Below are 11,628 nucleotides of genomic sequence, written 5' to 3'. Positions count from 1 at the left end.
CACGGAAGCCGCACATTTTGGGCTAAGGGATATTACGTGAGTACGGTGGGACTCAACCAGAAAACAGTAGCAAAATATATCCGCGAGCAGGAAGCTGAGGATAAATTACGCGACCATATGACAAAGAGGGAATACGTCGATCCATTTAAAGATAAGTGACAGGAGTGAACGGTTGACGGTCAATTTAGAGTCCCCTTTAGGGGATTGTCAGTAAAGTGCCCTTATAGGGCGAAATTAAAACCGCCCGTTTTACGGGCGGATACTTACTTTTTATCATGAATTTTGCTTTAAAGACAAAACGGTCTCTTCATCCGGTGTCACATAAACCGTCTGCTGATGGTCATAAATCACAAATCCAGGCTTTGCACCGCTTGGTTTTTTTACATGCCTTATTTGGGTGAAATCGACTGGAACTGAGCTTGAATTTCGTGCTTTACTGAAATAAGCTGCAAGGGAGGCAGCTTCAAGGATGGTTTGTTCGGCCGGATCCTTGCTGCGGATGAGTACGTGTGATCCTGGAATATCTTTTGTATGGAGCCAGATTTCATCCCGAGCCGCGACTTTATTTGTTAAATAGTCATTTTGCTTATTATTTTTTCCAACAAGGATTTCTGTCCCGTCTGTGGCAGCGTAGCGATCAAGAGATGGCTTAAGGTTTTGCTGCTTCTTGCTTCCGCGTTTTTGTCTTTCTCTTAAATAACCGCCTTCAACAAGTTCCTCTCTAATTTCTGCAATATCCTTTGTTGAAGCTGTTTCTACCTGCTGCAGGAGCGAATCGAAATAAGCTGCTTCTTCTTCCGCTTTCTTAATTTGCTCATTTACCACAACAATGGCATTTTTTGCTTTTTGGTATCTTGTAAAATATTTTTGAGCATTTTCGGCCGGAGTTTTCTGAGGATCCAAAGGAATTACAATAGTTCCGCCCTCTTCGTCGTAATAATTGATAACTTCAGCTTCTTTCATCCCTTTTTGGATGGCATATATATTTGCTGTAATCAATTCACCAAACAATTGATGCTTATCGGCATTTTCCGCTTCTTTTAATGTTCTCTTCAGCTTTTCAATTTTCTTTTCATTTTTTTCTTTTTCATTCACAATAAAACGCTCAAGGTCATTTGATTGCTGTTTGACCCGATCTCTTTCAGCTTTGCCGAAATAATAGCGGTCAAGCATTCCGCTTAGAGAATTGAACTCGCGGCTTTCTCCTTTTATATGCTGCAGCGGAAATAAGTAGAAGCTTTCTTTTTGCTCCCCGGCTGTAATGGCAGGTTTTATGGAATGTTCTTTTACCAGACCCATGAAATGCAGAAAGCTTTTGGGTACAGTCGTCCGGTTAGCAAGCCCTGCATGGTGAATAACTTCCTTCGCAAACAGCGGGGAAATTCCAGCGAAGCTGGCAACCAGCTGCTTATCAATTTTACCGCTGTTAAAGTCAATTCTGCGTAAAATTTCCTGTTCATCAGCCGCAAAGGGATTAGTTTTATCCTGGGAAGGAGGGAGAACATATTCCTGTCCGGGCAAAATGGCACGATGGCTGTTTACCGCAAATGAAACATGCTTAATGCTGTCGAGAATAATGTTTCGTGCTTTATCCACCAGAGTAATGTTGCTGTGCCGTCCCATTATTTCAACAATCAGCTGTTTGTACGATGTATCTCCAATCTCATTTCTTCCTTTAACTTCAAATACGATAATTCGGTCCAAACCAATTTGATGGATATCCTCAAGTATGTACCCCTCAAGATACTTTCTTAAAAGCATACAGAACATTGGCGGTTCTGAAGGGTTTTCGTGTGCTTCATTAGTAATTTGGACCCTGGCATGGCTTGGGTGGGCGGACAGCAAAAGTTTGTGGTTTTTACCGTTTGCCCGCACAACTGCAATAATTTCATTTTTGTAAGGCTGCTGGATTTTATTGATTCTTCCGCCTTTTAAAGTTTCAATGAGCTCTTTGGTCATAGCTCTTGTAAATAAACCATCAAATGACATATTGAAACATCCTCTTCTATTGGAAATTGCATTTATTTTAAGCTGTTAACTTGGCAGCTTGCTGCAGAGTTCTAGAATTATTTTTTCATTTATTTCATAAAAATCAAACCTAAAGGACTTGTTCTGATTTGCAAACGATTAATACCGAATGTCGGAACCCAAAGAGGGAAAGCAAAATGATACCGCTGAATAACGCCGAAAATCGGTCCCAAGGAGTAAAAATGGCAGTCAATCCAGCAGAATAACGCCATAATTGGAAGCAGGGAGTAAAAATGGTCGTTAATCCAGCAGAATAACGCCGATAATTGGACCCAGGGAGTAAAAATGGTCGTTAATCCAGCAGAATAACGCCGATAATTGGACCCAAGGAGTAAAAATGGCAGTTAATCCAGCAGAATAACGCCGAAAATCTGTCCAGGGTGCAAAAATAGCAGTTAATCCCCCGGTAATGATATTAACTGATTCAAAAGATTGATAAGGCAGTTAAACTAAGTATAAATCTCAGTTAAAAGGTAACTGCATGATAGACTAAGCAATTCTGCTTTTCTAACTTAATAATAGCATTTTTTTGGACGGGGCTGAATAAGCTTTCTTTAGAGTGAGATTGGACAACTCTGCTTCACTTGAATTTTAGCAGCAGAAGCAGGACGGTCCGCCCATGGCGGATTCTCTTTAATGTCTAGCTGTGAGCGCTGGTGAAAGGGATGCCGTTTGTTTTCACAGCGGTTTTCCTCATTCCGTAGCCGCTCTCCGCTTTTCTCAAACCACAAAGGAGGAAGTGTGATGTCCGGATGAAGTTCCATGAGATGAACGAAAGAGAGGTCGAGCAAGCCTTAAATACCGATATGAAGGCGGGCTTAACGGAGGATGATGCAAAGAAACGGCGCAAACAATATGGCTATAACGAATTGCAAGAGGGAGAAAAGCAGTCGGCTTTGCTCTTATTTTTTAGTCAATTCAAAGATTTCATGGTCCTTGTCTTATTGGCAGCTACTTTGATTTCAGGGCTCCTTGGTGAATATATAGATGCGATAGCTATTATTGCGATTGTAGTTATAAATGGTTTTTTAGGATTTTTTCAAGAGAGGAAAGCAGAAAAGTCCCTTCACGCTCTTAAAGAGTTATCAGCTCCTCAAGTCATCGCCCTAAGGGATGGGCAGTGGAAGAAGATTCCTTCGAAAGAAGTTGTAGTCGGTGATCTGCTTAAATTTTCTACAGGCGATAGGATTGGGGCAGATGTCAGATTAGTAGAATCCAACAGCCTGGAAATTGAGGAATCTGCATTAACGGGTGAATCTTTACCTGTAGCTAAAACAACAGGCTCTTTGAAAACGGCTAACCTTGCAATTGGGGATATGCAAAATATGGCATTCATGGGTACCATGGTGACCCGCGGAAACGGATTAGGTGTTGTAGTGGGTACAGGAATGAATACAGCAATGGGCCAGATTGCCGATATGCTGCAAAATGCGGAAACAATGGTTACACCTTTGCAGCGCAGGCTGGAACAGCTTGGGAAAATTCTGATAACGGCTGCAATATTACTGACAGTGCTAGTTGTGGCTGCTGGGGTAGCTCAGGGCCAGGAGCTGTATACAATGTTCCTTGCTGGTGTTTCCCTGGCTGTCGCAGCCATACCTGAAGGTCTTCCTGCCATCGTTACGGTCGCCCTATCCCTTGGTGTCCAAAGGATGATTAAGAAAAACGCCATCGTACGAAAGCTCCCTGCGGTCGAAACCCTAGGATGTGCATCTGTTATCTGTTCTGATAAAACAGGAACCATGACTCAAAATAAAATGACAGTTACCCGCCTCTGGAGCGGCGGAAAAGAGTGGAAAGTTGATGGGGTTGGCTATGAGCCGCAAGGGCAATTTTACCGGGATGATAATCAAATTGAACCTAAAAGTGATAAAGCCCTTCAGCAGATGCTGATGTTTGGGATGCTGTGCAACCATGCAGAAATCCAGCAGAAAAATAATGAGTTTGTTATTGATGGGGATCCGACAGAGGGGGCGCTGCTTGTAGCTGCAATGAAGGCGGGCTATAACAGGAGCAGTTTGTTAAATCAATTCCGGATTATTAATGAGTTTCCATTTGATTCTGCAAGGAAAATGATGAGTGTTGTCATTAAGGACCAGAATGGCAGACAATTTATTGTGACAAAAGGCGCGCCTGATGTCTTGGTCGGAAAAAGTGAAGCAGTTCTTTGGGATGGGAAACGCCAAATCCTTTCAAGAGAGCTCACTGGGGAAATACAGGGAGCTATTGAGGATCTTGCTTCGCAGGCTTTACGGACGATTGCAATCGGTTTTAAGGAAATCCCCTCTAAGAATGTCATACTTGATGAAAAAGAGGCGGAACAGGGGTTAACTTTTATTGGCCTGCAGGGAATGATTGATCCGCCAAGACCAGAAGTAAGGGAAGCTGTAAAGGAGTGCAAGGAAGCCGGCATAAAAACAGTCATGATCACAGGCGACCATGTGATTACAGCGCAAGCAATCGCCAAACAGCTGGGCATTTTAACACAGGGATCTAGAGTTCTCCAGGGAAAGGACCTATCCGAAATGTCTGTAGAAGACCTGGAAAATGTCGTTGAAGATGTAGCCGTTTTTGCAAGGGTTTCACCTGAGCATAAGCTTAAAATTGTAAAAGCACTTCAAAATAGAGGGCATATAGTAGCTATGACAGGGGATGGAGTCAATGATGCACCTGCCATAAAAGCAGCGGATATCGGAATATCAATGGGCATAACAGGAACCGATGTAGCTAAAGAAGCGTCCGCTCTTGTGCTGCTTGATGACAATTTTGCTACCATTAAAGCAGCTATAAAAGAAGGAAGAAATATATACGAAAACATCCGCAAGTTTATCAGATACCTGCTTGCTTCAAATGTAGGAGAGATTCTTGTAATGCTATTCGCCATGCTGCTCGCTCTTCCTCTGCCGTTAGTGCCAATTCAAATTCTCTGGGTAAACCTTGTTACGGATGGCCTGCCGGCAATGGCTCTCGGGCTCGATAAGCCAGAGGAAAATGTAATGAAACGAAAGCCGAGAAGTCCGAAGGAAGGTGTGTTTTCAAGAGGGCTTGGCTGGAAGGTAGTATCCCGAGGGTTTTTAATAGGGCTTGTCACATTGCTGGCGTTTATTTTTGCTTATAAAGCAAACCCAGACCATCTTGCATACGCCCAGACTGTAGCATTTGCCACCCTTGTCATGGCGCAGCTGATCCATGTGTTTGATTGCCGAAGTGAGAAATCGGTGTTTTCACGAAACCCGCTTGGCAATAAATACTTGGTTTGGGCAGTTATCTCGTCGCTCGTTCTAGTTCTGGTGGTTATATACTATCCTCCTCTTCAGCCGATTTTCCACACTGTACCAATTGAACTGGGAGACTGGCTAATGATCACAGGTCTGTCAGCCATTCCAACATTTTTGCTGGCAGGTACATTTTTGGCAAGAAAAACAAAATAAAATGTGTTATAATCCTTAAGGTAGTAGAGAAGGCTCTATTACCTTTCTTTTTTGCACAAAAAAATGCAAGTTATAAATCCCCATTAATTTACTTTATCTTTATTCATAGACTGCACAGTCATCATGGCTGCTTAGACTGTTGAAGTATACAGTGCAGACAAGAGTTTCTAAAAAGCTGTGCTTTTCCCAAAGGAAGTGTAACAAAATGGTAGCAAGTATGACTGGCTTTGGCAGAAGCAAGAAAGATTCCGGACAATATTCCATTACTGTCGAAATTAAAACAGTAAACCATCGTTTTTCCGAGTTTCAAATTCGTATGCCCAGACAGCTGATGCAAATGGAAGATAAAATCAAGAAAAAGCTGGGTGAGCATCTTAAAAGAGGAAGAATAGAAGTTTACATAACAATTGAAGGTGATGGCCTGGCCAGCAGGAAAGTAAATGTTGACTGGGAACTTTTAGATGAATATTATCAATACATAACTGCAATAAAAACAAAGTACAATATTCAACATGAACTATCCATTCAGGATGTCATTCGGGAGGAACTGATCGGCATTGAGGAAAAGGAGGCCGGCAATGAAGAATTGGGCCAGCTCGTCCTTGCTGCTGCTGAAGAAGCATGCCTGCAATTGGCTGAAATGAGGAAAGCAGAGGGGCTTGAATTGGAAAAAGATGTCCGCAGCCACCTTGGTCTGTTAAGCAAAAGGGTAGCCATCCTAAGGGAGTATGCACCTAAAGTGGTTCAGTTATACCAGGATAGACTCGAAAAGAGGATAAAAGAATATCTTGATGGCCAGGTTGATGAACCGCGTATTTTAACAGAAGTTGCGGTGTTCGCGGATAAAGCAGATATAAATGAGGAGCTGACAAGGCTTCAAAGCCATATTGGCCAATTTGAAAAGACGCTTCAAATTTCAGAGCCGGTTGGAAGGAAACTTGATTTTATTTTGCAGGAAATGAACCGGGAAGCCAATACAATTGGCTCTAAGGCAAATGATGCAGCCATTGCTGCTGAAGTAGTTGAAATAAAGAGTTTGCTTGAAAAAATGAAGGAACAAATTCAAAATATTGAATAGCAGTTGTTTAGATTGCTGCTCTGGGGGCCAAAATAAATAACTGATGATTGGAGGACCCAAATGTCAATTAAATTGATCAATATCGGTTTTGGCAATATTGTATCTGCCAACCGGATAATATCTATAGTAAGTCCTGAATCTGCCCCAATTAAAAGGATTATTCAGGACGCACGTGACCGGGGCTCTTTAATAGATGCGACATACGGGAGGCGCACCCGGGCTGTTATCGTTATGGACAGCGACCATGTTATTCTGTCTGCTGTCCAGCCTGAGACTGTTGCACACCGTTTAAATGACCGTGATGAAATTATTGAGGAAGGGTAGGATTGTTTAAATGAAAGAAAAAGGGTTATTAATTGTTCTATCCGGACCCTCAGGTGTAGGAAAAGGAACAGTAAGAAAAGAAATTTTTTCACAGCAAGATACTTCGTTTGAATATTCGATTTCCATGACAACGAGAGCTCCCAGAGAGGGAGAAGTAGATGGCGTTGATTATTTTTTTAAGACACGTGAGGAATTCGAAGAGCTTATCAGGCAGGATAAACTGCTGGAATATGCTGAATTTGTCGGGAACTACTATGGTACCCCGGTAGATTATGTAAGGGAAACTCTCGATAGAGGGAAGGATGTTTTCCTTGAAATTGAAGTACAGGGGGCACGCCAGGTCCGCGAGAAATTCCCTGATGGATTATTTATTTTCCTTGTACCTCCAAGCTTGTCAGAGCTAAAAAACCGCATTGTTACAAGAGGAACAGAGACCGAAGATATAATTAACAATCGCATGAGTGTAGCAAAAGAAGAAATTGAAATGATGACTCTCTATGATTATGTTGTGGAGAATGATCAAATCGAACTTGCCTGCGACAGGATTAAGTCCATCGTGGTAGCGGAACATTGCCGCAGGGAACGTGTAGAACCTAAATATAAAAAGATGCTGGAGGTAGATTAAAAATGCTTTATCCTTCTATTGATTCTTTAATGACAAAGATTGATTCCAAATATTCACTTGTTTCCGTAGCCGCGAAGCGTGCACGAAAGCTGCAATTAAATGCAGTGCCGCAGCTTGATAGCTATAAATCACATAAAAATGTAGGAAAAGCCCTTGAAGAAATCAATGCAGACCAGCTTCATTACCGATTAGGCGAGAAAATGGCCAAGGAATCATATGAGTAAAATCGCTGAATAACAACCTTTCAAAAGGTTGTTATTTTTATTTCTTTTAATGATAATAGAGCTTTACGGTTTTAATAGATGAAAATTGACTGTTCTTCTTGCATAATAAAAATAGCATGGCTTTTTACTTGCCAGGCATTCAATTAAAGAAAATGTGCCGGTTTAATTAATATGTTCAGAGAGCTGGCTTAATCAATATAAAAGAAATATATTAGCTTAGATTGGTGGGGTCTTATCATGCTGACAGGCAAAAGGATTTTATTATGCGTTACAGGAGGGATAGCTGTTTACAAAGCAGCGGCGCTGACAAGCAAGCTAACCCAGGCAGGAGCAAATGTAAAAGTTATTTTAAGCGAATCTGCCGCAAAATTTGTTACTCCATTAACTTTTCAGGCATTGTCAAGAAACGATGTTTACACAGATACCTTTGATGAGAAAGACTCAAGGGTCATTGCCCATATTGACCTGGCGGATTGGGCAGATTTGGTCCTCGTTGCTCCGGCGACTGCCAATGTGATTGGAAAGCTGGCAAACGGAATAGCGGACAATATGATTACAACAACCTTATTGGCGTCAACTTCTCCTATTTGGATTGCCCCTGCAATGAACGTACATATGTATAGCCATCCGGCAGTCCAGAAAAACATTGAAACATTATACAGCTTTGGCTGCAGATTCATCGAGCCTTCTGAAGGCTACCTTGCCTGTGGGTATGTTGGAAAAGGCAGGCTGGAGGAACCTGAAAAAATTACAGAGACAATCAGCTTATTTTTCAGCAAGCCTAAGGAGCTTGCCGGCAAAAAGATTGTGATTACAGCAGGTCCTACAAGGGAAAAGATAGATCCGGTCCGCTACATTACAAACCATTCCTCTGGAAAAATGGGCTATGCCATTGCAGAAGAAGCGGTATCTGCCGGAGCTGAAGTAATACTCATCTCAGGTCCAGTTTCCATAAAAGCTCCTGAAGGCGTAAAGCTGATTAATGTGGAAAGCGCCGAAGAAATGTATCAGGCTGCAATGGCCGAATTTGAACATGCTGATATTGTCATTAAGACAGCCGCGGTGTCGGACTACCGCCCTAAAGTAAGCCATAGCCAAAAAATGAAAAAACAGCCGGGAGACGAGGTATTGGAGCTTGAAAGGACAAATGATATTTTGTTCGAATTGGGCCAAAAAAAGAAAGGCCAAATTTTAATAGGCTTTGCTGCAGAGACTGAACGGGTCGACGAATATGCTCAAGGCAAGCTGAAGAGAAAAAATGCCGATATGATTGTTGCCAATAATGTAACTTCACAAGGTGCCGGATTTGGCACAGACACCAATATTGTAACCTTATTTAAGAAGGATGGCACTTTTGAGGAGCTGCCTCTTTTGTCAAAGAAAGAAGTTGCTGCAAAGATTCTTGAGGAAGCTGCGATCCTGCTAAAGGATGAACAAAAATGAATATTGCCAGTGTAATTGTCGATGTTCCTGCAAAACAGACAGACCGCGCATTTGACTATAAAATCCCTGGCCATTTGGAAGGTGTCATTCAGCCAGGCATGAGGGTTATTGTTCCATTTGGCCCAAGGAAGATTCAAGGTTTTGTTACGGGATTAAAAACAGAATCCGAATTTAATCAATTAAAATCTATTGTGGAACCCATGGACTTAAATCCTGTTCTAAACCGGGAACTTCTGACCCTTGGGGATTGGCTTACAGAAAAAACCTTGTGCTATAAAATATCAGCCTATCAGGCCATGCTGCCAGCAGCCTTAAAAGCAAAATATGAAAAAAAGCTAGTTCTTGCGGAAGGCGCAGACCGCAAGCTGCTGCCCGAAAGAGTAGGCACTATTTTTGAAGCTGCTGATGCAATCACCTGGGAGGATGCAGTCAAGGGTGGAGATCTTCCGCTTTTGCAAAAAGAAGCATCGAAGGGAAATATTGAAATTGTTTATCAAGTAAAAGAACGAGTGAAAAAGAAGAAAGTAAAGCAGGTATTTCTTGCTGCAGACCGAAATGAGCTAGCCGAATACATTCAGAATCTGCCAGGCAATGCAACAAAGCAAAAAGAAGTGCTTGAATACTTTCAAAATGGGGGCGGCCCGGTCGAGCAAAGAGAGCTATTTTCTTTGCTCGGAATTACCTCATCTACTATAAAAGGGCTGTTGCAAAAGGGGATGCTTGGCCAAAAAGAAGTAGAAATTTACCGAAATCCCTTTGGGGACCGGGAATTTGAAAGAACAGAGCCATTGACATTAACTGAAGAACAGAGAAAAACAATTATTCCGATCCTTGATTCCATTGAAGATAAGAGGCATGAAACATTTTTGCTTTATGGGGTTACAGGAAGCGGAAAAACAGAAGTATATCTTCAATCCATTCAAAGAGTTCTTCAGGACGGAAAAGAAGCGATCGTACTTGTTCCAGAGATTTCTTTAACGCCCCAGATGGTCAAACGCTTTAAGGGGAGATTTGGCGATCAGGTTGCTGTTTTGCACAGCGGCCTTTCTGCAGGGGAGAAATATGATGAATGGAGGAAGATTCAAAGAAAGGAAGTAAAAGTCGTTGTAGGAGCGAGATCTGCAATCTTTGCTCCTTTTGAAAAACTGGGAATCATCATCATTGATGAAGAGCACGAGACTAGCTATAAGCAAGAGGAAAACCCAAGATACCATGCCAGGGATGTAGCCATTGAAAGAGCCGGAAAACATAAGTGTCCGGTGGTTCTTGGCAGTGCAACCCCTTCTCTCGAATCATTTGCAAGGGCGAAAAAAGGAGTATATCAGCTTCTTACACTATCTAAAAGGATGAACAACCAGGCCCTTCCTTCTGTTGAAATCATTGATATGAGAGAAGAGCTGCGCGAGGGCAATCGCTCGATGTTTTCCAGGCTGCTGCTTGAGAAAATTAAGGATCGTTTGGAAAAAAATGAGCAAACTGTCTTATTTCTAAATAAAAGAGGGCATTCTTCTTTTGTTATGTGCAGGGATTGCGGTTATGTCATTAATTGCCCCAATTGTGAAATTTCCTTAACTTACCACCGGTTTAATCAGCAGATGAAATGCCATTATTGCGGACATGAAGCCTCTGTGCCAAATACATGTCCGGAATGTGAAAGTGAGCATATCCGTTATTTTGGTACTGGTACTCAGAAGGTGGAAGAGGAACTGGCAAAGGTTTTGCCCGAAGCAAAGGTCATTAGAATGGATGTAGATACTACCAGCAGGAAAGGATCCCATGAAAAGCTCCTTGATCAATTTCAGGATGGTCATGCCGATATTCTTCTTGGCACTCAAATGATTGCTAAGGGCCTTGATTTTCCCAATATTACATTGGTAGGAGTCCTCTCAGCAGATACCATGCTGCACCTCCCTGATTTTCGCTCTTCTGAAAAGACTTTTCAGCTTTTGACTCAGGTAAGCGGGCGCGCAGGCAGGCATGAGCTGGAAGGGGAGGTCATTATACAGACTTATACTCCGGAACATTACAGTATTGAGCTAGCAGGAGAGCAGAATTACGACAAGTTTTATGAAAGAGAAATGATGGTCCGCAAAATCCATAGATACCCTCCTTTCTACTATATCTCCCTTGTCACCGTCAGCCATGAAGAATTAATGAAGGCTGTTTCCGTAACAGAAAAGATCACACAATATATTCAGTCAAGGCTTTCTGGAGAGAGCATTGTGCTGGGGCCGGTTGCATCGCCTATACCTCGTATCAATAATAGATATCGCTATCAATGTCTGATAAAATACAAGCGGGAACCGGAGCTTGGCCGCACCCTGAAGAAAATCCTTGATAATTATCAGCAGGAAATGGCCACTGGGGGCCTTGCAATCTCCATGGACCTTAATCCTTATATATTAATGTAGATCCTTTATAGGGTTAATCCATGGTTATGAATAATCAAAAAATGGTTGAAAATAGATGAAGATG

The 11,628-nt window shown here is 42.1% G+C and carries 8 protein-coding genes and 1 pseudogene; 8 read left to right on the top strand and 1 reads right to left on the bottom strand.

The genetic code is table 11. The features are described from left to right. Positions 1 to 159 (top strand): annotated as a pseudogene (locus tag L634_RS32105) (IS200/IS605 family transposase); the annotation flags it as partial. 114 nt (positions 160 to 273) lie between these two features. Here L634_RS32105 and L634_RS0130285 read toward each other — a convergent pair. Continuing rightward, positions 274 to 1,989 carry an Rqc2 family fibronectin-binding protein gene (locus L634_RS0130285; RefSeq protein WP_026585600.1) on the bottom strand — a complete coding sequence of 572 codons (1,716 nt, stop codon included), beginning with the start codon at positions 1,987 to 1,989 and terminating at the stop codon, positions 274 to 276. A gap of 791 nt (positions 1,990 to 2,780) precedes the next feature. Between L634_RS0130285 and L634_RS0130280 the strand changes: the two genes are divergently transcribed. From L634_RS0130280 to priA, 7 genes are all read left to right on the top strand, one after another. Further along, positions 2,781 to 5,459, top strand: coding sequence for a calcium-translocating P-type ATPase, SERCA-type (locus L634_RS0130280; RefSeq protein WP_026585599.1), 2,679 nt, complete (start codon positions 2,781 to 2,783; stop codon positions 5,457 to 5,459). Between the two features lie 205 nt (positions 5,460 to 5,664). After that, positions 5,665 to 6,537, top strand: a complete 873-nt coding sequence (locus tag L634_RS0130275) for a YicC/YloC family endoribonuclease (protein WP_026585598.1) — start codon at positions 5,665 to 5,667, stop codon at positions 6,535 to 6,537. A 60-nt stretch (positions 6,538 to 6,597) separates the two neighbouring features. Next, positions 6,598 to 6,861, top strand: a complete 264-nt coding sequence (gene remA / locus L634_RS0130270) for an extracellular matrix/biofilm regulator RemA (protein ID WP_026585597.1) — start codon at positions 6,598 to 6,600, stop codon at positions 6,859 to 6,861. 10 nt (positions 6,862 to 6,871) lie between these two features. Then, a complete protein-coding gene (gene gmk / locus L634_RS0130265) occupies positions 6,872 to 7,486 on the top strand; it encodes a guanylate kinase (protein WP_026585596.1) in 615 nt (204 codons plus the stop codon). 2 nt (positions 7,487 to 7,488) lie between these two features. Next, positions 7,489 to 7,710, top strand: coding sequence for a DNA-directed RNA polymerase subunit omega (gene rpoZ, locus L634_RS0130260; protein ID WP_026585595.1), 222 nt, complete (start codon positions 7,489 to 7,491; stop codon positions 7,708 to 7,710). 237 nt (positions 7,711 to 7,947) lie between these two features. Beyond that, the gene (gene coaBC, locus L634_RS0130255) at positions 7,948 to 9,153 is read left to right on the top strand and encodes a bifunctional phosphopantothenoylcysteine decarboxylase/phosphopantothenate--cysteine ligase CoaBC (protein WP_026585594.1); all 1,206 of its coding nucleotides are present in this window, start codon (positions 7,948 to 7,950) and stop codon (positions 9,151 to 9,153) included. Further along, entirely contained in the window at positions 9,150 to 11,564 is a 2,415-nt protein-coding gene (priA, locus tag L634_RS0130250; RefSeq protein WP_026585593.1) for a primosomal protein N', read from the top strand. Before coaBC ends, priA begins: the two co-directional genes overlap by 4 nt. Positions 11,565 to 11,628: the final 64 nt, after the last annotated feature.

Origin of the sequence: Bacillus sp. J33 (assembly GCF_000518885.1) — a bacterium.
Lineage (GTDB): Bacteria > Bacillota > Bacilli > Bacillales > Cytobacillaceae > Cytobacillus.
The sequence above is the reverse complement of the archived record's forward strand: the minus strand, read 5'-3'. Positions and strand labels throughout refer to the sequence as shown.